22 protein-coding genes, 1 tRNA gene and 1 pseudogene are annotated in these 22,885 nt (G+C 30.1%); 19 read left to right on the top strand and 5 right to left on the bottom strand.

The features are described from left to right. The 13 genes and pseudogenes from HMPREF9131_RS08630 to HMPREF9131_RS03260 form a co-directional block, all read left to right on the top strand. A pseudogene (locus HMPREF9131_RS08630) lies at nucleotides 1-484 on the top strand (peptidase M16); the annotation flags it as partial. After that, nucleotides 472-1,839: an insulinase family protein gene (locus tag HMPREF9131_RS03315; protein WP_009345314.1), complete on the top strand. Its 1,368-nt coding sequence runs from the start codon at nucleotides 472-474 to the stop codon at nucleotides 1,837-1,839. The pseudogene HMPREF9131_RS08630 and the gene HMPREF9131_RS03315, both read left to right, overlap by 13 nt. Before the next feature lie 98 nt (nucleotides 1,840-1,937). After that, a complete protein-coding gene (locus HMPREF9131_RS03310; RefSeq protein ID WP_009345295.1) occupies nucleotides 1,938-3,023 on the top strand; it encodes a phosphodiester glycosidase family protein in 1,086 nt (361 codons plus the stop codon). 698 nt (nucleotides 3,024-3,721) lie between these two features. Beyond that, complete coding sequence (locus HMPREF9131_RS03305; RefSeq protein WP_009345338.1) at nucleotides 3,722-5,557, top strand: LTA synthase family protein; 1,836 nt, start codon at nucleotides 3,722-3,724, stop codon at nucleotides 5,555-5,557. Between the two features lie 73 nt (nucleotides 5,558-5,630). Continuing rightward, on the top strand, nucleotides 5,631-6,683 hold the full coding sequence (locus HMPREF9131_RS03300) for an L-threonylcarbamoyladenylate synthase (RefSeq protein ID WP_009345305.1): 1,053 nt from the start codon (nucleotides 5,631-5,633) through the stop codon (nucleotides 6,681-6,683). A 9-nt stretch (nucleotides 6,684-6,692) separates the two neighbouring features. Then, the gene (rpiB, locus tag HMPREF9131_RS03295) at nucleotides 6,693-7,127 is read left to right on the top strand and encodes a ribose 5-phosphate isomerase B (protein ID WP_009345328.1); all 435 of its coding nucleotides are present in this window, start codon (nucleotides 6,693-6,695) and stop codon (nucleotides 7,125-7,127) included. Further along, nucleotides 7,124-7,750 carry a uracil phosphoribosyltransferase gene (upp, locus tag HMPREF9131_RS03290; RefSeq protein ID WP_004823752.1) on the top strand — a complete coding sequence of 209 codons (627 nt, stop codon included), beginning with the start codon at nucleotides 7,124-7,126 and terminating at the stop codon, nucleotides 7,748-7,750. The genes rpiB and upp overlap by 4 nt, the downstream gene beginning before the upstream one ends. Beyond that, nucleotides 7,737-8,786: a glycosyltransferase family 4 protein gene (locus tag HMPREF9131_RS03285; RefSeq protein ID WP_009345331.1), complete on the top strand. Its 1,050-nt coding sequence runs from the start codon at nucleotides 7,737-7,739 to the stop codon at nucleotides 8,784-8,786. Before upp ends, HMPREF9131_RS03285 begins: the two co-directional genes overlap by 14 nt. Beyond that, nucleotides 8,787-9,947, top strand: coding sequence for a non-hydrolyzing UDP-N-acetylglucosamine 2-epimerase (gene wecB / locus HMPREF9131_RS03280; protein WP_009345332.1), 1,161 nt, complete (start codon nucleotides 8,787-8,789; stop codon nucleotides 9,945-9,947). Between the two features lie 36 nt (nucleotides 9,948-9,983). Further along, nucleotides 9,984-10,400 carry a MaoC family dehydratase gene (locus HMPREF9131_RS03275; RefSeq protein ID WP_004823751.1) on the top strand — a complete coding sequence of 139 codons (417 nt, stop codon included), beginning with the start codon at nucleotides 9,984-9,986 and terminating at the stop codon, nucleotides 10,398-10,400. 14 nt (nucleotides 10,401-10,414) lie between these two features. Continuing rightward, nucleotides 10,415-11,602 (top strand): acetyl-CoA C-acetyltransferase, encoded by a 1,188-nt coding sequence (locus HMPREF9131_RS03270; protein WP_009345315.1) that lies wholly within the window; start codon nucleotides 10,415-10,417, stop codon nucleotides 11,600-11,602. 1 nt (nucleotide 11,603) lies between these two features. Further along, nucleotides 11,604-12,386, top strand: a complete 783-nt coding sequence (locus HMPREF9131_RS03265) for an enoyl-CoA hydratase-related protein (RefSeq protein WP_009345334.1) — start codon at nucleotides 11,604-11,606, stop codon at nucleotides 12,384-12,386. A gap of 9 nt (nucleotides 12,387-12,395) precedes the next feature. Then, on the top strand, nucleotides 12,396-13,232 hold the full coding sequence (locus HMPREF9131_RS03260) for a 3-hydroxyacyl-CoA dehydrogenase family protein (RefSeq protein ID WP_004823755.1): 837 nt from the start codon (nucleotides 12,396-12,398) through the stop codon (nucleotides 13,230-13,232). A 168-nt stretch (nucleotides 13,233-13,400) separates the two neighbouring features. Here HMPREF9131_RS03260 and HMPREF9131_RS03255 read toward each other — a convergent pair whose 3' ends face one another. The 4 genes from HMPREF9131_RS03255 to HMPREF9131_RS03240 are packed head-to-tail and all read right to left on the bottom strand — an operon-like array spanning nucleotide 13,401 to nucleotide 16,041. Continuing rightward, nucleotides 13,401-13,703, bottom strand: coding sequence for a cupin domain-containing protein (locus HMPREF9131_RS03255; protein WP_009345303.1), 303 nt, complete (start codon nucleotides 13,701-13,703; stop codon nucleotides 13,401-13,403). Beyond that, on the bottom strand, nucleotides 13,690-14,265 hold the full coding sequence (locus tag HMPREF9131_RS03250) for an ATP-binding cassette domain-containing protein (protein WP_009345325.1): 576 nt from the start codon (nucleotides 14,263-14,265) through the stop codon (nucleotides 13,690-13,692). The genes HMPREF9131_RS03255 and HMPREF9131_RS03250 overlap by 14 nt, the downstream gene beginning before the upstream one ends. After that, complete coding sequence (locus HMPREF9131_RS03245; protein ID WP_009345327.1) at nucleotides 14,262-15,002, bottom strand: ABC transporter permease; 741 nt, start codon at nucleotides 15,000-15,002, stop codon at nucleotides 14,262-14,264. Before HMPREF9131_RS03245 ends, HMPREF9131_RS03250 begins: the two co-directional genes overlap by 4 nt. Beyond that, nucleotides 14,974-16,041 carry an ABC transporter substrate-binding protein gene (locus HMPREF9131_RS03240; RefSeq protein ID WP_009345306.1) on the bottom strand — a complete coding sequence of 356 codons (1,068 nt, stop codon included), beginning with the start codon at nucleotides 16,039-16,041 and terminating at the stop codon, nucleotides 14,974-14,976. Before HMPREF9131_RS03240 ends, HMPREF9131_RS03245 begins: the two co-directional genes overlap by 29 nt. Before the next feature lie 105 nt (nucleotides 16,042-16,146). On the opposite strand from HMPREF9131_RS03240, the gene HMPREF9131_RS03235 reads away from it, so the two are divergent. After that, nucleotides 16,147-16,671 (top strand): guanylate kinase, encoded by a 525-nt coding sequence (locus HMPREF9131_RS03235; RefSeq protein WP_009345310.1) that lies wholly within the window; start codon nucleotides 16,147-16,149, stop codon nucleotides 16,669-16,671. An 8-nt stretch (nucleotides 16,672-16,679) separates the two neighbouring features. On the opposite strand, the gene HMPREF9131_RS03230 is transcribed toward HMPREF9131_RS03235, so the two are convergent. After that, nucleotides 16,680-16,756: transfer RNA gene (locus HMPREF9131_RS03230), tRNA-Pro, on the bottom strand. Between the two features lie 191 nt (nucleotides 16,757-16,947). Here HMPREF9131_RS03230 and HMPREF9131_RS03225 point away from each other — a divergent pair. From HMPREF9131_RS03225 to HMPREF9131_RS03205, 5 genes are all read left to right on the top strand, one after another. Beyond that, on the top strand, nucleotides 16,948-17,901 hold the full coding sequence (locus HMPREF9131_RS03225; RefSeq protein ID WP_009345294.1) for a metal ABC transporter solute-binding protein, Zn/Mn family: 954 nt from the start codon (nucleotides 16,948-16,950) through the stop codon (nucleotides 17,899-17,901). 8 nt (nucleotides 17,902-17,909) lie between these two features. After that, entirely contained in the window at nucleotides 17,910-18,632 is a 723-nt protein-coding gene (locus HMPREF9131_RS03220) for a metal ABC transporter ATP-binding protein (protein ID WP_009345297.1), read from the top strand. Continuing rightward, nucleotides 18,625-19,506, top strand: a complete 882-nt coding sequence (locus tag HMPREF9131_RS03215) for a metal ABC transporter permease (protein ID WP_009345293.1) — start codon at nucleotides 18,625-18,627, stop codon at nucleotides 19,504-19,506. Before HMPREF9131_RS03220 ends, HMPREF9131_RS03215 begins: the two co-directional genes overlap by 8 nt. Then, on the top strand, nucleotides 19,503-20,615 hold the full coding sequence (locus HMPREF9131_RS03210) for a metal ABC transporter permease (RefSeq protein WP_004824450.1): 1,113 nt from the start codon (nucleotides 19,503-19,505) through the stop codon (nucleotides 20,613-20,615). The genes HMPREF9131_RS03215 and HMPREF9131_RS03210 overlap by 4 nt, the downstream gene beginning before the upstream one ends. A gap of 189 nt (nucleotides 20,616-20,804) precedes the next feature. Beyond that, on the top strand, nucleotides 20,805-22,880 hold the full coding sequence (locus tag HMPREF9131_RS03205) for a glutamine synthetase III (RefSeq protein ID WP_009345330.1): 2,076 nt from the start codon (nucleotides 20,805-20,807) through the stop codon (nucleotides 22,878-22,880). Nucleotides 22,881-22,885: the final 5 nt, after the last annotated feature.

The raw sequence follows: 22,885 nt of genomic DNA, 5'->3' as shown, positions 1-22,885 counted from the left end.
ATTTAAAAAAATTGTAGAAGATACTTTAAAAGATATAGTTGAAAAAGGCGTCGATAAAAAACTACTGCAAGCAACCTTATCTCGTTTCGAATTTAATTACAGAGAAGGTGGAGGAACTCAAAAGGCAATAATATATTATATAAGAGCCTTAAATTCTTGGCTTTATGATAGAAGCCCATTAGAATCACTTGAATTTAATGACATAATAGAAGAAATAAAGACCTCAGCAGATAAGGGTTTTGTCGAAGAATATATAAAAGAAAAAATATTAAACAATAATTATTCTGTAATTTTATCATGTACTCAAGAACTAGATAAAAATCTTAAAGAAGAAAATGAATTAAAAGAAAAATTGAGGGAATTTAAAGAAAGTTTAAGCCCTGAAAAAATTGATAAAATAAAAGAAAATGCAGAAAACTTATTTAAGTATCAATTAGAAGATGATTCTGAAGAAGACAAAAAACAATACCTATGCTTGAACTAAGTGATATCTCACATGGTATTAGTGAGTATAATTGCACAGAAGATAAAATTTCAGATGCTTTATATTTAAGATCTGATCAGGCTACAAATAATATTGTATATACAACTATTTCTCACAATATTGATTTTCTTAATGATGATGAAATTAAAAATCTTCCAATACTGTTAGCTTTAATAGCAAGCCTTGATACAAAAAAATATTCTTATCAAGAGCTAGATAATGAAATTTATATAGCTAGTGGTGGAATTTCTTTTGGATGTTCAACTTATAAAGAAGAAGAAAAAGAAGAATTCAAGCCTAGGCTAAATATAAAATTTAAAGTCTTAGAGGAAAATTTCCATCAAGCAATAGACTTAATTATTGAAATAATTAAAAATACAAAATTTGATGATAAAAAACGAATTAAGGAAATTCTTTTAAGCTCAAAATCACAAATAGAATCAGGCTTATTAATGTCAGGTTCACAAGTGGTTATGGGACTTGTAAAATCTTATTACTCACCAATGGGTTCTTATAACAATAAAGTTTCAGGACTTGATGCTTATAAATATTTGTCAGAACTTTTAAGTGATTTTGAAAGTGAGTTTTCAAAACTTAAAGACAAGTTAATAAAGCTTTATAAAAAAATCTTTAACTCCAAGGATTTGATAATATCTTCTGTTGGTAAGGACGAAGATTTGGATAATAACAAGAAGGCTCTTGAAAAATATATAAATAATTTAAATAGGCAAGAATTCAAAAAAGCTAAATACAGTTTCATTAAGAACAATAAAAATCAAGGGATATACCTTTCATCAAATGTTAATTTCATATCCAAGGGATATAATTTAAAAGATTTAGGCGAAAAATATACAGGAGATAAGGTTGTTCTTGCAAATATTTTATCTTCATCTTATCTGCATACAGAGATAAGGGCAAAAGGTGGAGCCTATGGAGATGGAGCGGTATTCTCAAGAAATGGAGATTTCTTAACTTACTCCTACAGGGATCCTAATGTAGAAAATACCATCAAAGTCTATAATGAAATTCCAAATTATATAAGAAATTTGGATTTATCACAGGATGATTTGAAAAATTATATAATTGGCAGTATGAACTCCTTTGATCCACTTCTTAGCTTATCAGTAATTGATGAACTAAATTTGTCGAAATACTTGACAAAAGTTTTTGACGAAAAAGTCATAGAAAATAAGGAAGAAGCCTTAAAGACAAATATGGAAAAATTAAAATCCTATGCAGATATAATAGAAAAAGCCTTAAATGAAAATTATATAGGTGCCATAGGAAATGAAGAAAAATTGAGAGAAAATTCAAAATATTTTAAAGAAATAATTCCACTCAATAAAAATAATTAATACTATTAAAAAAAAGGACTTTCATTTTTGAAAGTTCTTTTTTATACTATTTGTCAAAAATAATTATATAATTTATAATCAATTTGGAGGTATATATTATGAAAAAAATAATTGGAATTTTATTAGCTTTAACTTTAATAATTCCTGTTTTTGGGCAGGTGAAATCTAATGTTTCAACAAAAACTATTCAAGGAGTTAGGTGTAATGTATGTGAACTTACTTTAGACGAAACTTCAGAAATTCATGTTGCAAAAGGGAAAAATGCCTTAATAGGTGCAGAAAATTTTTATGAAATTGTAAAAAATAACAAGGCTCAAGTAGCGATTAACGGTAATTATTTTGATGCTTATAAAACTTTAGTTCCTATGGCAACAATTATTAAGGATGGAGAAGTTTGGAAAATGGTAGGCACCACACCTTCTTTTTTTGTATTTGATAAAAATAAGGTAAAAATTGATAATTTATCTTTAAAATACAAGGGTTACCTTGATGGTAAAAGAAAAAATGAATGGAATAATGATAAGGGTCTTATGGAATTTAATGTTTTCGATTTATGGTATGTAAATGTTAATCCTACTGATACTGCAGGAATTTTTAAATTCACTAATAAATATAATAATGAATTAAATTTAAGGAATGGAAGAGTTATTGAAGTAGTAAAAGATACTGTAACAAAAATTTATGAGCCAAAAGGAAAAATTTCTTTACCTAAAGATGGATACATAATTTATTTTGGAAAAGATTCTGTAGATAAATCATATATTGACCAAAGATTTAAGCTTGGTAGAAAAGTTGAACTTGTCTTAGTGGATGGCAAGGGTAACGAAACTTTTAAATACAATGGTCAAGATATAAGTTATAGCAAGGTAACAGAACTTGTAGCAGCAGGACCTATGCTTTTACAAAATGGCAAAAATGTTGTAGCAGAAAGTAAGAATAATTATAAAGAAGGAAAAATAAATTCATCCACAGGTCAAAGGTCAGCTATAGGGATTACTAAAAACGGAAAAGTTATTTTACTTACAACTGTAGCAAACGTTGATAAACTTGCTTTAATAATGAATGATTTAGGATGTATTGATGCTATGAATTTAGATGGAGGTGCATCATCAGCATTATTTGCAAATGGAAAAGTTATAAAAAATGCTGGCAGAAATCTTAATACTGTCTTAATTTTTAAATAAAAATCAAAAGAATGTGCTGGTGGCTAAGAATAAATAAAATTTTGCCACCAGTTTTTTAGTGCGAATTATAGAAATTTATATAGAATTTAAAATAAGTATTAATTTAAAAAATTATTTTTGTAAGAAAATTTATTTTAATAAAATATATGCTTAATATATTTAAAAAATAAGTTTAACTAATATAAATTTTAAAAAAATTTAAAAATAATTTTCATATAGAAATCGCTAAAAATCAATATTTGTATAGGGATAAAAAATAATCATAGTAAATTCCTTGGAAAAAATTTCAAAAAAAGCTTTACAATTTTTTCTGACTAAGTTATAATAAGACATAGTTAGTTGATACTAACTATCATTTACTCAAATGATTAGAATTAACTTATGGTTAATTCATATTGCACCCATTTATTATAATGTAGAATTCTACATTATAGCTGTACTTTAATTTAATCTAAGGATACCCCCCTTGAGATTAAAACTTAAATTTTATACCAGTCTTATTTTCCATCCTCTCCTTTCATATTCAGTATGGACGGAAAATACCGAAAGCCACATTCTCCCAAATGTGGCTTTTTGTGTATTTAAAATAATGTGAATGCTATGTAAAAGAAATATTAAAATTTGGTGAAATTTTATAAATTTCTGACACTAAAATTGTAAATTTTTATTGATTGCTTTATACTAAGTGAGGTGATGTTATGGAAAATTTTAATAAATTATTTAAGGATATATTTTTTATTGCTTTTGTGGCTTTGTTGAGTACTATTATGGTTTTTGTTTTATCAACGGCGCCTTTTTTTGAATTAATAAAAAATGTATTTTCTTTTAAACTTGTTATTTTAAATTTTTTACCTCCGTTTTTGCTTGCTTTATTTTTATATGGTTTAAGTGGCAGGGTAAAAATTTCTATCGTTTTAGTTTCAGCTTTTCAAATTATTTTTCTTATTATAAATAGAATGAAAATAATTTATAGAAAAGACCCTTTTAAACTTTCGGATATAAATGAAAGTTTAGAAGCTGTAAAAATGGTGAAAAGTTCTTATTCTCCTGATAAGTTTTCTATAATTTTAGCTCTGTTATTTTTTATATTTTTAGCTATAATATTATTTTTTTATAAAACTAATAAATTGAATTTATCAACAAGAGCAACAATTCTTATAATAAGCCTCGTAATTGGATTTTTCTCATACAAGGGATTTTATATTTCATCAAATGTTTATAATTCTTTGAAAGTTTATGGTAATCCTTTTAATGAAATTGATGTTTATAATTCCATGGGATTTAATTATTCCTTTATTTTTAAAATCAATGCTTCAATGATTAGACCACCACAAAATTATAACAAAGAAGAATATGCCAATAGAGATAGGGAAGATAGAGGGGAAGAAATTTCTGTATTAAAAGCTCAAGAAAAACCAAATATTGTTTGGATAATGGGCGAATCTTTTACAGATTTTTCACAAAATCCCGTATTTTCTTTTGATAAGGGAAATGACCCTAATGAAAATTTTAAAAAGATTTGTAACCAAGCACCAATGACAGGAAGAATTGTAGTGCCTGGATTTGGTGGAGGCACTGGTGATACAGAATTTGATGTTTTAACAGGAACCTTAACTATTGATACAGCTCCAAATGGATCTTATGCTTTTAACATTGTAAAAAATAATACTAAATCTTTGGCAAGTGTACTAAAAAATATTGGCTATAATACTATGGCATTTCACCCAGGTTATGAATGGTTCTACCACAGAAATGTTGTATATCCAAGACTTGGTTTTGATAAATCTAGTTTTCTTGAAAATATAAAAAATCCTGAAAATAAAGGAGATTATTTCAGTGAAGAAAAGTTTACCGATATATATCTAGATGGATTGAAAAAATCTCTTGATTCAAAAGAAACAGTTTTTGATTATGCAGTGGATATTCAAAATCATGGACCATATTTTTATGATAAATATGGACAAACTTTGCCTTTTAATTGCACTAAACCTCTAACAGATGAAGCAAAAGTGTGCTGGGGTTCCTATTTTATAGGAGTAAAAGATATTGATACAATGCTTGGCAGAGTTTATGATTTTATAATGTCTAGACAAGAACCTATAATTTTTGTATTTTATGGTGACCATCTTCCAGCTTTAGGAGAAGACCCTGATGGATACAAACAAATAGGTGTTGATATGAAAGTCGATACTTTAGAGGATGAAATAACTCGTCACTCTACACCTTTTTTTATAACTGCAAATGAAGCAGGAAGAAAATATTTGAATGTAGAAAATGCTAAGCTTACAAAAGGCACAGTAATTTCTGCAAACTTTTTAGGATCAAGTGTTTTAGATATGCTTGGCTTTACAAAAGCTGACAATTTCTTTGAGTATAATTCTAATTTGAGAGATTATATGCCTATTATTTCAAGACATTTTATATATACTAAGGATGCAACTTATCCAAAGGAAAAAGTTGGCGGAGAAGCAGCCCAAAAATATATGGATTACAGGGCATATGAATATTACAGAGTTAATCAAAGAAAAAAATAGTAAATTTTACCTAAGACTTAAAATTGACCTTTTAAACTGATATAATTAAATAAGATTTAAAAGAGGTGTTTTTTTGAAAACAAGCATTATTAAATTAAGCGAAAAAGATATAGATAAGGATAAAAAAGAATTAAAAAAAATAACCGAAACTTTTAAAGAAGGGGGATTAGTTGTTTTTCCGACTGAAACAGTTTATGGATTAGGCGCAAACGGCTTAGATAAGGAAGCTGTGAAAAAAATTTATGAAGCCAAAGGTCGTCCTAATGACAACCCATCAATTCTTCATATTGCAAAAACTTCACAGTTAGATGAGTTAGTCAGTGAAATTCCAAAAATCGCAAAAAAATGTATAAATAATTTTTGGCCAGGGCCGTTGACTATAATTTTTAAAAAGTCTGATATTGTTCCTATGGAAGTTACGGGAGGACTTGATACTGTTGCTATAAGAATGCCGTCAAATAAAATTGCAGCAAAAATTTTAAAAAATGTAAATTTGCCAATAGCAGCGCCTTCTGCCAACATTTCTGGACGACCATCACCCACTAAAGCGAGCCATGTAATTGAAGATTTAATGGGTCGTGTGGATATAATTGTGGATGGGGGAAAATCTATTGTTGGAATTGAATCTACAGTTCTTGATGTAACAACAGATCCACCTATGATTTTAAGACCTGGAAAGGTAACATTGGAAGATTTACAAAAAATTGATAAGTCCATTGGAATAGATAATACAACTATTGATGCAAAGGATAAGTCAATACCAAAATCTCCGGGGCAAAAATACAAACACTATGCCCCAAAGGGAATGGCAACTTGCTTTGTCGGTGAGATGGATGGAATTGTAAATGAGATAAATAAAAGAATAAAAAATTCAAAGGGTAGGGTTGCGGTTCTTGCTACCAGCCAAAATCTTGACAAGTATGTGGGAGCAGACCTTATCCTAAATTTAGGAGATAGAGATAATCTTGAAGAAGTAGCAAATTCTTTATTTGACCTTTTAAGAAAGTGCGATGAAGAAAAAGTTGATGTAATTTTCGCTGAAGGATTTGAATTAAAGGGTATGGGCCTAAGTATTATGAATAGACTTCTTAAAGCCTGTGCCGGTAGGGTTGTAATTGGACTTTAAGGAGGTAAAATGAAAATAGCATTAGGTAGCGACCATGCAGGATTTCATCTCAAAGAAGACATTAAAAAATATTTGCAAGAAAAACAAATAGAAACAATAGATTGTGGAAGTTTTTCTGATCAAAGATGTGATTATCCTGATTTTGGACATAAAGTCGCAAAGACAGTTCAAAATGGAAGTGTTGATTACGGAATAGTTATTTGCGGTTCAGGCATCGGAATTTCAATATCTGCCAATAAGGTAAAAGGAATAAGATGTGCCCTTTGCTCAGAACCATTGAGCGCAAAGCTTTCTAGAAATCATAATAATTGCAATATGCTTGCTATGGGAGCAAGATTAATAGGGCTTGATATGGCAAAAGAAATTGTAGATACTTTTGTTCAAAGCAAATTTGAAGGCGGTAGACATATAAGAAGAGTAGAAAAAATAGAGGAGGATTTATGAGTTTAAAAATAATGGATCATCCATTAATAAAGCATAAGATGACCATACTTAGAAAGAAAGAAACAAGTTCTATGGAATTTAGACAAATAACAACTGAAATTGCAACTCTAATGGGATATGAAGTTACAAGAGATTTAGAGTTGAGAGATATTGATATTGAAACACCTCTTGAAAAAACGGTTGGTCAAGAAATTTCTGGTAAAAAAATAAGTATAGTTCCAATATTAAGAGCAGGTATTGGAATGGTTGATGGACTTTTAACAATTGTACCCTCTGCAAGAGTTGGTCATATAGGAATGTATAGGGATCCAGAAACATTAAAACCAGTAACTTATTATTGCAAACTGCCAAAAGATATTGAAAACAGATTAGTAATTCTTCTTGATCCGATGCTTGCAACAGGAGGAACTTTAGTAGAAGCTATTGATGAATTGAAAGCAAAAGGAGCTACAAAGATAAAAAGTTTGAACTTACTTGCAGCACCTGAAGGCATAAAAGCAGTTCAAGAAAAACATCCAGATGTAGATATTTATGTTTGTGAAGTTGATAGATGTTTAAATGAACACGGATATATTTTGCCCGGTTTAGGAGATGCCGGAGATAGATTGTTTGGTACAAAATAATATGATAATTAAATATTATTTAAAGCCTTTTTTATTAGCTTTTGTTTTCACTTTACTTATAACACCAGTAGTTATATACCTTGCAAAAAAGTTTAATTTTCTAGATATACCAAAGGACAACAGAAGGATGCACAACAAGCCTATGCCCATAGGTGGTGGCTTGGGAATGTATATAGTAATAAGTATCCTCAGTCTTTATTTTTTAAAATTAGACAGGATGCTTGTTATGTTGCTTATAGGTTCAACTATTATTGTTGTTTCAGGACTTATTGATGATAAGAAAAGTTTGAGTCCAAAGATGAAACTTCTCTTTCAGGTTCTTGCAGCGGTATGCTTGATAATAGGTGGGGTAAAAATAGAATTTTTTACAAATCCTTTTGAAGCTGAACAAATGCTAGAACTTATAAATTTACTTTCAATACCGATAACAATTTTTTGGGTATGTGGAATCACAAATACTATTAATTTGATAGATGGATTAGATGGTTTGGCAGCAGGTATATCAATGATATGTGCCATATCAATGTTTTTTATCACGAGAAGAATAAACCATATAGCAGTTACCTTTATTTGTGTTCTAGTTGCAGGTGCATGCTTGGGATTTTTGCCTTACAATTTTAACCCAGCAAAAATATTTATGGGGGATACAGGAGCCTTATACTTAGGTTTTATGCTTTCCTTTATAACAATTCAAGGAGTAATGAAACAAGCAGCTATACTGATGATGTTTGTTCCTCTCTTAGCCCTAGGAGTGCCTGTTTTTGATACAGCCTTTGCTATGGTTAGAAGAAAATTGCATGGAAAATCAATAGTGGAAGCTGATAAAGGTCATCTTCATCATAGACTACTAGCAAAAGGATTAAATCAAAAACAAACAGTATTAATCTTATATAGCATTTCTATTATATTTGGAATTTTGGCTAATTTTATTGCTGATTTCAAATCTCAAGTAGGTTTAATCGTTTCAATTCTAATAATAGTTGCTATAATATTAATAGGAATATTTAGTGGAATGATTTCAAATAAGGAGGAATAAATGAAAGTTTTATTTGTATTTGGAACCAGACCTGAAGCAATAAAAATGGCTCCTGTTATAAAAGAAATTGAAAAACACAAAAACATTGAAAGTTTAATATGTGTAACTGGTCAACATAGACAGATGCTTGACCAAGTTTTAAAAATTTTTAATATTAAACCCGATTTTGACTTAAATATTTTTAAAAAAGGACAAAGTCTTACAGACATTACAACACAAAGTCTACGAGGGCTTGAAAATATTTTAGATGAGCAAAAACCGGATATACTTTTAGTGCAAGGAGATACAACAACTGTATTTGCTGCGGCACTTGCAGCTTTTTATAAAAAAATAAAAATAGGCCATATAGAAGCAGGTCTAAGGTCAGGAAATATTTATTCACCATATCCTGAGGAAGCAAATAGGAAATTAGTATCAGTAATTTCAAACTTTAATTTTGCACCAACACAAAACAATAAAAACAATCTCTTGAAGGAAGGATATGATGAAAAGAATATTTTTGTTACTGGAAATACAGTAATTGATGCTCTAAAATATACGGTAAAAGATAATTACAAATTTGAAAATGACTTGTTAAATAATATTGACTATAAAAATAAAGATGTAATATTACTCACTTCACACAGACGTGAAAATTGGGGAAAACCCATGGAAGATATATTTTCAGCTTTTTCAGAAATAGTTAATGAAAGAGAAAATGTAGAAGTAATATTTCCTATGCATCTAAATCCTCTTATAAGAGAGATTGCTCACAGGCATTTTGATGGTTTAGATAGAGTTCATTTAATTGAACCCCTATCATACCTACCTTTTTCAAACTTGATGAATAAGGTTAAATTTGTTGTAACTGATTCCGGAGGAGTTCAAGAAGAAGCCCCATCTTTGGGTAAACCTGTTTTAGTAATTAGAAATGAAACAGAAAGAAGAGAGGGCGTAGAAGCTGGAACTGCAAAGCTAATCGGTGTAAAAAAAGAAAATGTGTATAAAAATATCATAGAACTTCTAGACAATAAAAAAGTTTATGATAAAATGAGTAAGGCTGTAAATCCTTATGGAGATGGGAAAGCTTCTATACGAATTGTAGAAATTTTAGAAAAAATATATAAATTTTTTTCAAAATGTAAAATTGGTGAAAAACGTCTATTATTAGACTTTTTTTAGGGTATAATATGAGTGAAATGTCTAAGGAGGTAAAACATGAAAGGGAAAACCATGGACCAAATTAAAATTGGAGACAGTGCCAGTTTTACGAAGACAATTACGGAAAGTGATGTATATACCTATGCTGGTATTACAGGAGATTTAAATCCAGCCCATATCAATGAGGTAGAAGCTGAAAAAGGAATCTTTAAAACGAGAGTAGCCCACGGTATGCTAACAGCAGGGCTTGTATCTGCGGTTTTAGGAATGCAACTTCCTGGACCTGGAACTATTTACCTTGGGCAAGAATTAAAATTCACCAAACCTGTTTATTTTGGTGACACCATAACTGCAAAAGTTGAGGCCACCGAAATCGTTAAGGAAAAAATTTTAAAATTAAAAACAACATGCACAAATCAAAAAGGTGAAGTAGTTTTAGAAGGAGTGGCAAGTGTTATGCCACCACGTGCATGACAAGGAGGAAAAAAATGGAAGATAGAATAGTTATAGCATCAGCAGCAAGAACTCCAGTAGGTGCTTTTGGTGGAGCATTTAAAACAGTAGGACCTGTAGAATTAGGTATCGTAGCTGTAAAAGAAGCAATGAAGAGAGCGAAAGTATCTCCAGAAATGATTGATGAAGCTTACATTGGAAATGTTTTGCAAGCAGGACAAGGACAAAACGTTGCAAGACAAATAGTTTTAGGTTCTGGAATTCCAAAAGAATGCCCAGCAGTAACAATAAATATAGTTTGTGGTTCAGGTCTAAGAGCAGTTTCACTTGCAGCCCAAGTAATAAAAGCTGGAGATGCAGAAATTGTTTTAGCTGGTGGTAGTGAAAGTATGTCAGCTTCAATGTATGGTATTCCAAGCTCTAGATGGGGAGCAAGAATGAATGACAAAACATTAGTTGACTTAATGATCAAAGATGGTCTTTGGGATGCATTTAATGATTACCACATGGGAATTACAGCAGAAAATGTTGCTGAAAAATATGGAATAACTAGAGAAATGCAAGATGAATTAGCTTGCAGATCTCAAAATAACGCGTCAAAAGCAAGAGCAGAAGGAAGATTTAAAGACGAAATCGTACCTGTTGAAGTTAAGGGACGTAAGGGAAAAGTTACAGTAGTTGAAGATGATGAATTTATTAGAGATGGAGTAACTGTAGAATCCTTAGCTAAATTAAAACCAGCTTTCAAAAAAGATGGCGGTACAGTAACAGCAGGTAATGCTTCAGGTATAAACGATGGAGCAGCAATGTTAATAGTTATGAAAGAATCTAAGGCTAAAGAACTTGGAGTAACTCCACTTGCATACATTATTTCTTATGCAACTTGTGGTGTTGATCCTAAAGTTATGGGTACAGGACCTATTCCATCATCAACAAAAGCCCTAAAGTTAGCAGGACTTACAGCAGATGACTTAGACTTAATTGAAGCAAACGAAGCTTTTGCAGCACAAGCTTGTGCAGTAAATCAAGTTATGAAATTTGATATTTCTAAAGTTAATGTAAATGGTGGAGCTATAGCAATTGGTCACCCAATTGGAGCAAGTGGCGCAAGAATTTTGACAACTTTACTATACGAAATGCAAAAAAGAGATTCCAAGAAGGGTCTTGCAACTCTTTGTATAGGCGGAGGAATGGGAACTGCTTTAGTTGTCGGAAGGGACTAAAATGGATTATAAATATTTGAAAGTTGATTGTAAGGACAACGGAATAGTTGTCCTTACAATTTCTAGAGAAAAAACATTAAACTCTTTAAATACTGAAGTATTAAAAGAACTTAGCGATTTTTTTGAAAATATATTTGAAGATGATGATGTAAATGTAGTAATTTTAACAGGTGCAGGAAAATCTTTTGTAGCTGGTGCAGATATTGGTGAAATGGCTACACTTTCAGCCACTGAAGGCTATGATTTCGGTAAGCTTGGTATGGATACGCTTATGAAAATAGAAAAAGGTAAGAAACCTGTAATTGCTGCTGTAAATGGCTATGCCCTTGGCGGTGGATGCGAAATTGCCTTAGCCTGTGATATAAGAATTGCATCAAAACGTGCTAAATTTGGACAACCTGAAGTAGGCTTAGGTATTATTCCAGGCTTCGGTGGTACTCAAAGGCTTATAAGAGCAATAGGACCAGGATATGCTAAAGAAATGATATTCACAGCAAAAATGATTGATGCCGAACAAGCAGAAAGATGGGGACTTGTAAATCACGTTTACGAAGCTGATGAGCTTTTAGATAAGGCTTTAGAAATGGCACAATTAATAGCAAGCAAAGCACCAAAGGCAATTCAATATTCAAAATCAGCCATAGAAAGTGGTTCTCAAACAGATATTGAAACAGCAATGGAAATTGAAAGAACATCTTTTGGTCTTTTGTTCTCAACAGATGACCAAAGAGAGGGTATGAATGCCTTTTTAAATAAGAAAAAGGCTAATTTTATTGGTAAATAAGGAGAAAAAATGAAAATAGCTGTAATTGGTTCAGGCACCATGGGCGCAGGAATTGCACAATCAATGGCTGCCTATCACCAAGTTGTTGTAAGAGATATAAATCCAGATGCACTGAAAAATGCAATGGAAAAAATAAAAAAAGGATACGAAAAAAATGTATCAAAAGAAAGAATGACAAAAGAAGAAATGGAAAAAGCCATTTCAAATATAACTTTGTCACCAAATATTGAAGATATTAAGGATTGCGACTTAATTATAGAAGCAGCAACAGAAAATCCTAAGATAAAAAAATCAATATTTGCTGAATTAGATGAAGTTTGTCAAGAAAAAACAATCCTTGCTTCAAACACATCTTCATTATCAATAACAGATATTGGTCAAGCAACAAAAAGACCTGAAAAAGTTATAGGAATGCACTTCTTCAATCCAGTTCCTCTAATGAAATTAGTAGAAGTAATTTCAGGACAAAAAACTGATGCAAAAGTTAAAGAAACAATAATTAACCTTGCAAAAGAAATAGGAAAGACTCCAGTTGAAGTTGAAGAAGCACCAGGATTTGTTGTAAATAGAATTCTTATACCAATGATAAATGAAGCTATTGGAATCTATGCAGAAGGAGTAGCTTCAAAAGAAGATATAGATACAGCAATGAAACTTGGAGCTAATCACCCAATGGGACCACTTGAACTTGGAGATTTAGTAGGACTAGATATAGTTCTTGCAATTATGGAAGTTCTTTATAGCGAATTTGCTGATCCAAAATACAGACCACATCCATTACTTAAAAAGATGGTTAGAGCAGGTCTATTGGGTAGAAAAACTAAAGAAGGTTTTTATAAATATTAATAAAAGACTAAACTCTTATATATAAAAAAGAGATGCTAAGGAATAGATAATCTGTTTTTAGCATCTTTTTTATTGAGATTTTATATAATATTTCTAAAATAAATAGAACTTATAAGAAATCATAAGTAATTTTTATGTAATCATCAAGTAAATTCAACTTTTGTATTATTATTTTTTCGAAAATATACAATACCAAATTACATTTTCTTGTTCGATTATTTTGTGGGAAGTGTTTGCTGGTATCTCTAAGAAATCTCCTTCTTTTAAGTTTATAATTTCATCATTTATTAATAATTTAGCTTTTCCTCTTGCAACAAGGACAAGTTCCAAATTTTCTTCTTTCATAAAATCTGTCTTTTGGTTTAAAGACACTATTCTTAAAGCTTTTATGTTTTGATTTTCAAAAATAATTTCTTCTATTTCTTTATCTTCAGAAAAATGTACATTTTCAAATATATTAAATCTTTTCATCTAAATTAATTACCCTTTCTATTCCTAATTTTTTTATGTCATCGTAGTCGTGGCTGATGTAAATGAGTGTCTTCTTATCTAAAAATAATTTAATGCTATCAAGTATTACTTTTCTAGTTTCTTCATCAATTTCTCTTACTGCTTCATCTAAAATTAGAAGTTGGCAAGGATAAATTAAGGCTCTTAAAAGTGCAAGCCTTCTTTTCATACCTCCTGATAAATTTTTGACCAGGGTATCTGCATTTCCATCTAATTTCATAAGAGATAAATATTCTTCGCATTTTTCTTTAGTCATGGGACAAATAATATTTAAATTTTCATATGCGGTAAAATCTTCTAAAAGCCTATTTTCTTGAAAGACTACAGATATTTTATCTGTTACAAAAACTTGACCCTTATCAGCTTCTATATTTTTTAGTATTAAATTTATAAGTGTAGTTTTACCCACACCTGTTTTACCAATAATGGCTACTTTTTCGTTTTCTCCAATTTCCAACGAAAAGTTATCAAATACTTTTTTATTCTTAAATGATTTATAAATATTTTTTAAAGATACTATCATAAGAACCTCCTTAAGATGAAAAGGATGATTTTTTCAAAAATTATGGCTATTATCATTGCCACAAAGGTATAAGAAAAAAGATTTGCTATATCTAAATAAACTTTTGATTCATAGAGCATTCTACCAATAGTCTTATCAGCTATTCCGATTACCTCGGCTGAAAGTCCAGCTTTAAAGGAGATGCCCATGGCAAGAGATGCACCTGAATAAAGATAGGGTTTTAGGGAGTGAAGATATATATATTTAAGCTTATTTTTAGTTGATATGGAAAAAATTTTTGCCATTTCTAAAATCTTATAATCTATGGAAAGTAGACCTTCTAGAATATTTGTATAAAAAATCGCAAAACTCATAATTGCAGGTATAAATACAGATAAGTATTTAGAATTTAAAAACATCAACAGTAGCATTATAAATGAAACTACAGGTACAGATTTTATAAATTGGACTAGAGGATATATAAAATCTTTAAATGTCTTGAATTTATATGAGATAAAGCTAAGTATAACTCCTATAAAAAGTCCTAACAAAAATCCCATAAGAATTTTCCAACTTGTATTAAAAATAGCAAGGTAAAAAGTTTTATCTTGTAAATTCTCTAAGGTTTTTAAGAAAACTTTAAAAGGAGATACAATCAGTATCTCCTCATTAATTAATAGGGCAAAAATTTGCCAAATTACTATCCAAAATATTGCAACTGAAAATTTTTTAAGCTTCTTTGTAGTAGAAGTTTTCATCAGGCAGTTTACCTCCTACTGCTTTTGGATCTTGGTCAAAAAGTGTTTTTAAGTATGCGCTTAAAACTTTTTGCATTTCATCACCGCTTACAAAATGAATATTGCAAGAAGGAATTGCTTTTTGGGCAATTGGAGCTTTTACTATATCATATTTTTCAGATAATTTTGCGGCTTCTTCTGTATTTTTATTGACATATTCTACAGATTTTTTGTATTCTTCTAAGAAACTATTAACTGCATCTTTGTTTTCATCAATAAAATCACTTCTTCCAATCATTACGCCTGTTACAAGTTGAGAATCTCCAGGTAATTTATCCCAAATATCAGTTAAAGAAAGGTTGGTTTTTAAGCCTTGGACTTTAGTTTTTGCAACAGTTAAAAATGGTTCTGGAAGCATTACAATAGCATTTTCATCGGCTGCTAAAGCACCGACTACTTCTGTATGTTCAGATTTAAAATCAATTGTAAGGTCTTTGTCGGGGTCAATACCTGATTGTTTTAATACATATCTTAAAGCATATTCCGGTGTTGCACCTTTACCTGAAGTTATAATTGTTTTTCCTTTTAAGTCATCTAGTGATTTTATATCTTGCTTTGATGCAATATATAAAACACCAAGAGTATTAATATTTAAAACTTTAATTTTTCCTTGAGTTTTTTGGTATAAAACTGCTGCTAAGTTAGCAGGAACTGCTGCTAAGTCAAGTTCTCCCTTTACAATTTTTGTTACAACTTCATCAGGTGAGTTGAAAATTTCATAATTGTAATTATTTGATGCATTCTTATTATCGGAATCATCAAAAAGTTTTACTAAACCTAAAGATGTAGGTCCTTTCAAAGCTCCAAGTTTTATATCTACCTTTGAGCTTTCATCAGTAGATTTATTTTCTTCTGTATCTTTTTTATTGTTTACAGCAGCATTTGCTGTGTTTTTGTTATTTTCCTTAGAATTTGCACTATTTGCTCCTTGACCACAGGCTGTAAGCATAAGTGTTGAAATTAGAAAAATAGTAAATAATGAATATAATTTCTTTTTCATAATACACTCCCTATTTTTAAAATATTTAACTCTAGTATAGCACAAAGTTTCAAAATTTTTTCAAAATTATGCTATACTAAAATGAAAAGAACAAGGGAGGCATAGATGCTTTATATTATAGTAGGCAATTCTGGAAGTGGAAAATCCACCTTAGCTAAAGATTTAAAAGACCGTGGGTACAATAGAATTATAACTTACACGACAAGACCAAAAAGACCTGGTGAAATCCATGGTGTTGATTATTTTTTTATTGACAGAGAAGAATTTCTAAAAAGATATAATAACGATGAATTTATTGGACCGACAAAGTATGCGGGAAATTTTTATGGAACATTAAAAAGCGACTTAGAAAAAGCGGAAAAATCAAAAAATCCAATGATAATAATAGTTGACCAAAATGGACTTGAGAAGATAAAAAAGTTAATTCCAAAAGCTAAATGTATTTATCTTGATTTAGATGATAGTACTAGAGAAAAAAGATTAGAAATTAGAAACGAAAATGAAGAAACGATAAAAAAAAGAATGAAAGAAGTATTTGATTTTTCATCTATGTGTGATTACAAGATAAGTGCAGATAAAAGTGAAGTTCATACATTAAATGAAGTATTAAAGATAATAAAAAATTCATGATATAAAAATGGTCGGAGTGAGAGGATTTGAACCTCCGGCTTCATGGTCCCGAACCATGCGCGCTACCAAGCTGCGCTACACCCCGATACGTTTTATATTTTACAATAAAAAACTTGTAATTGCAATTTTAAAATAAGGCAGATGTTAAGAGTAGGATCTTTTAAAGATATCCTATTTTTTTGTAAAAAAAAGATTGAATGGTAATGATTTTTATTATATAATTCTGTTAGGTTAGGCTAACTTAATAATTATGCCTAAATTTATTTTGGAGGTTATATGAAAAAATTATTATTACTTTTTGTCTTATTGATAGGTTTAACAGCTTGTGGACAATCAAAAGACAATACAAATAAAGCTAATACTAGCGATTCACAAAAAACTGAAGTTGCAGAATCTAAAAAGATGGTAACTACAACAACATCATTTTTATATGATATGACAAAAGTTTTGGCTGGAGATTATGTTGATGTTGACATGGTAATTCCAGCAGGAGAAGATCCACATCTTTATATTCCAAAAACTAAGGATGTTGAAAAAATTACAAATGCCGATTTAGTTTTGTTCCACGGTCTTCATTTTGAAGGAAAGATGGTTGATATCTTAGAAAAAAATGGTGTAGATTTATCGGCTAATTTTCCTAAGGATAAAATCGGACAAATGGATGAAGGCGGAAAAACTATTGTAGATCCGCATTTTTGGTTTGATATTTCTTTATATAAGCTTGCTTGTGAAAATGCTGCAAAAGCCTTAGATGAACTTGTACCAGAACATAAAGAAGATATTGATAAAAATTTACAAAATTATTTGAAAAAACTTGATGATTTAGATGCTTATAATAAGAAAAGGCTTGGAGAAATCAAAGAAAGCTCAAGATATCTTATAACTCCCCATGATGCATTTAATTATTTTTCAAGAGCATACAATATAAAAGTTGTTGCACCACAAGGTGTTTCTACTGATTCAGAAGTTGCAAATAAGGATATTGAAAGCACTGCTAATTTTATTGTTGAACATAAAGTACCGGCAATATTTGCAGAATCAACAACTGACCCTGCAAGGATGGAAAAGTTAAAAGAAATGTGTAAGTCTAAAGGATTTGATGTGAAAGTTGTATCTGGAGATGGAAATGAATTATTTTCCGATTCTTTAGCTCCATCTGGTCAAGATGGTGATAATTATATAGATATGTATAAACATAATGTTGATTTGATTGTAGATAATTTAAAATAGGTGAAATAATGAAGGATACAGTTATAAGTGTAAAGAATTTAACTATTGCTTATAATGACAAACCTGTATTATGGGATAATAATATAGATTTTGTAAAAAATTCTATTACCGCCATAGTTGGACCTAATGGAGCAGGGAAATCTACTCTTTTAAAAGGTATTTTAGGTTTAAAAAAAATCCTTTCCGGGAAGATTGAGATTGAAGGCAAAAACTTGAAGGATGTGAAGAAAGAGATTGCTTATATACCTCAATCTTCTTCTGTTAATTGGGATTTTCCAACAACAGTTTTTGATGTGGTTTTAATGGGGCGATATGTTCATTGTGGTTGGATTAAAAGACCTAATAAAAGCGATAAGAAAAAAGCCCTTGATGCAATAGAAAAAATAGGTTTAAGTCAATATAGAGATAGGCAGATATCACAGCTTTCAGGAGGTCAAAAGCAAAGAGTTTTTATTGCAAGAGCAATTGCATCTGATGCAAATATATATTTTATGGATGAACCTTTGGCAGGTGTTGATAAAAAAACTGAAGGAATTATCATGGAATTTTTGAGGGATTCACAAAAAATGGGAAAAACTTCCATAGTTGTTCATCATGATTTAAATACTATAAAAAAATATTTTGACCATTTGGTAATTATTAACAAAAGAATAATTGCTCAGGGTCTTGTAAATAATGTTTTTACAAGCGAAAATATTGAGATGGCTTTTGGAGGGGAATTTCTTGTTTAAATATGAAGTTATAAGTTCTTATGCATTTTTAGTTGTAGCTTTAGGAACCTTATTTTTATCAATTGCGGCTGCAAGTCTTGGAACTATTACAGTTTTAAAGGGTCAATCTTTAATTGGAGATGCAATAGGGCATAGCAGTTTTCCAGGACTTGTACTTGCTTTTATTTTATTTGAAAGAAGAGAGCCTTTGATTCTTCTTTTGGGAGCAATTTTTTCCGGGTCTATAGCTTTTATATTGATACAAATTGTAAATAAAAATACAAAAATCAGCCTAGATACAATTTTAGCCGTCGTTTTATCAACTTTTTTTGGTATGGGTATGGTTTTGAAATCCTATATTCAAGGAAATCCCAATTTTCTTAAAGCTTCACAATCTGGCTTGCAAAATTATATTTTTGGTCAAGCTGCGTATATGCTTATGGCGGATGTGAAACTCATATCTATAATTTCTTTATTATCATTACTACTTATTGGAATTTTTTACAAGGAGATTAAACTTTTTGTTTTTGATGAAGTTTATGCTCAAAGTATAGGCATAAATTGTAAGATAGTTTATGGGATTATTATGCTATGTTCTATGAGTGTTATTGGTGCAGGCTTAAAGCTTGTTGGGGCGATTTTAATTTCTTCTCTTTTAATTGTACCAGCTATAACTGCCTTGCAATGGTCTAATAATTTTTTTAAAGTTATGGTAATCGCATCTTTTGTGGGAGGATTTTCTGCCATCACAGGAACTTATATTTCAACAGTTTATTCAGGAATGAGCACAGGACCGACTATTATTGTAACTATGACAATACTTGCATTTTTATCTCTGATATTCGGACCTAAAGGGTATTTGGCAAATTATAGGAAAAGGAGTAAATATAAATGAATAAAATGATTTTTTTAATACTTTTTATGACTTCTTTGTCCTGTAGTCTGATTGGAGTTTTTTTAATTTTTAGAAATTTATCTATGGTAACCGATGCCATAAGTCACAGTGTTCTTTTGGGAATAGTTTTGGCATATTTTGTCTGTGGTGATATTTCATCTAATTTTCTAATAATAGGAGCAGCAATATTTGGTCTTTTAACTGTTTTTGCCATTGAAACTTTATCGAGTACAGGTCTTGTTAAAAATGATGATGCAGTCGGAATAATCTTCCCCTTATTCTTTTCATTGGCTGTAATACTTATATCTAAATATGCAAGAAATGTTCATATAGACACAGATGTTGTTTTGATGGGAGAAGTTATTTTAGCACCTTTAAATACTGTAAATATTTTATCTATAGAAGTTCCAAAGGCACTAATATCATCAAGTTTAATTTTACTTATTAATTTAACTTTTATTACTGTATTTTATAAAGAGCTTAAACTTACAACTTTTGATCCAGATTTTTCAACAATAAGTGGATTTTCTTCTTTAATGTTATTTTACTCTTTAATGGCACTAAGTTCTTTAACAGCAGTTGTATCCTTTGACTCAGTCGGGGCAATATTAGTTATATCCTTTTTTATAGTTCCTGGTGCTACTGCATTTTTATTAACAACGAAATTAAAAAATTTATTAATTTTATCTGCTTTATTTTCTTTAATAAGTTCTTATTTAGGTTTTATTTTTGGATATGCCTTTAATGTATCAATGGCAGGAATGACTGCCACAGTATCAGGAATTCTATTTTTCTTAGTTCTATTATTTAACAAAAGAGGTTTGATAACAGAAATTTTTCTAAGACGAAAAAATAAACAATTAGTAAAAATTCATCTGCTTTTAATCTATATTGGTGATAGTGCACAAGAAGAAGATGCTCAAAATAAGCTTGGTTTTGCAACAATAAATACTTATCTGAACTGGGATAATAAAACTTTAGAAAAAGTTTTGGAGTATTTAACAAAAAAATCTTACATAGATAGAGATTGTAAGAAAAAAATGTATAATTTAAATACTAAAGGTGTTGAAAAATACAGGGAACTTTTAAGAGATTATAATTTATGTTAGGGATTTAACCAATTAATATCTTGACAAAGAATAAAAAAAGCAATAAAATAAAAAAAAACCGAAGAAGTTTTTTTCATAATGGCAGAAATAATTTCTGCCATTTTTTATTGTTAATAGGCAAGTTTCTCAAACGTCCACAATATTTTACCAGGATGGTATGGAGGGAATCTAACTGTAGGAGGATAATGAATGAAGACCACTGAAAATTTTGGAGTTAAAGTTTTTAATAAGGAAAAGATGAAAGAAAAACTACCTTATCCAATATACTTAAAATGGAAAGATGCTCAAAGGGTAGAAAAAGATTTAGATAAGGAGAGTGCTGATGCCATTGCTCATGCCATGAAAGATTGGGCTATTGCAAATGGAGCAACACATTTTGCACATTGGTTTCAACCCTTAAATGGTCATACTGCAAAAAAATATGTAGCATTTTTAGATAGGACAGTTGACGGAGATCCTATTGAAAGATTTTCTGGAAAAGAATTAATAAAAGGAGAGCCCGATGCTTCATCTTTCCCATCTGGAGGTATGCGTTCAACCTTTGAAGCAAGAGGCTACACTTATTGGGATTTAACTGCAAATTCTTTTATTATTGGAAATGTTTTATATATTCCAACAATTTTCATGTCTTATTATGGAGAAAAACTTGACAAGAGAGGACCACTTTTGGATTCTTGCAATATTCTATCTGATGTAGGAAGGGATATTGTAAATTTATTTTCAGATACTCACGCTTACAGGATGCGTGTTAAGGTTGGTTTGGAACAAGAATTTTTCTTAGTTGATAAAAAACTTTATGATAAAAGATCTGATCTTATAAACATTGGAAGAACTCTCGTTGGAGCCCCATCACCAAAGGGTCAAGAGTTTGAGGATAGATATTTTGGTCAAATTCCAAAAAGAGTAGAAGAATTTTATAAGGATGTAGATAAGAGGCTTTGGGAACTGGGCATTTATTCAAAAACAGAACATAATGAAAATGCACCATTGCAATTTGAGTTGGCAAGTATTTTTGAAAATGCCAATGTAGCAATTGACGATAACCTTTTATGCATGAATATTTTAAAAGAAGAAGCTTTAAAGCATGGTATGGTATGTCTACTACACGAAAAGCCCTTTGATGGAGTAAATGGTAGTGGTAAGCATAACAATTATTCCATAACTACAAACTATGGTCTTAACTGCTTTGAACCAGGCGAAGACCCCTACAATAACAATGTTTTTCTACTTTTTACAGCAGCTATTATAAAAGTTTGCCATAAATATCAAACTTTGCTTAGATTATGCTCATCTTCTCCGTCAAATGACTACAGATTGGGTGGTCTTGAAGCTCCACCGGCAATTATTTCCGTATTTTTGGGATCTGATTTGGAAGATTTATTTAATGCCATCAGGGATGATGAAGAGTATAGTAATGATTCAAAAAGTAAATTTAGAGCCTACTCTTTAAAGGACATACCTCTTGATGCATCTGACAGAAATAGGACTTCTGCCATGTCTTTTACAGGAAACAAGTTTGAATTTAGAATGCTTGGTTCTTCAAAAAATGCTTCTGATATTAATATATGTCTTAACGCTGCAATGGCTGAAGTTTTGGGTGAAATGAAAGATATACTTATGCCATATAAAGATGACAAGATTAATTTGAGAAAAAAAGTTCTTGAAATTGTTAAAGATGTTATGAAAAAACATGGAGATATTGTTTATTCAGGCGATAATTATTCAAAAGAATGGAAAGAAGAAGCTATAAAAAGAGGATTAAAAAATCACAAAAATTATTTAGAAGCCCTTTTAGATGCAAAAAATTTGGATTTGAAAAAGATTTTTATTGATTCAAATATCTTTACCTCTAATGAATTGAGAGCTTTATATGAAATTTCATGTAAGGAAATTATTAATTATAATTTACTTGAAGTTAAGACACTTCTTTCTATGCTGACTAAGGATATCTGCCAATCTTTGCAAAGTGAGCTTAGAGATATAGAAGAGATTTTAAAATTCACTGAAAACAAGGAATTAAAGAAAATATATGATACAATTAATAATTGTTTAAGTGATCTATATAATAAATATTTTGATTTAAAACTTTCTTATGAACACGCTGTTAAGATTGAAAATTTAGAAGACAAGGCTAAATTTACACAAAATGATTTGCACGAAAAAGTGCTAGATATAAGAGAAGTTTCTGATAAAGTTGAAGTTTTAATAAGCAGGAAGAATTTAAATCTTCCCACTTATGAAGATATGTTTAATTCATTAGATTAGGAGGA

This window comes from Peptoniphilus sp. oral taxon 836 str. F0141 (genome assembly GCF_000179335.1).
Classification (GTDB): Bacteria; Bacillota; Clostridia; order Tissierellales; family Peptoniphilaceae; genus Peptoniphilus_A; species Peptoniphilus_A lacrimalis.
This window is presented reverse-complemented; position numbering and strand designations above follow the sequence as displayed.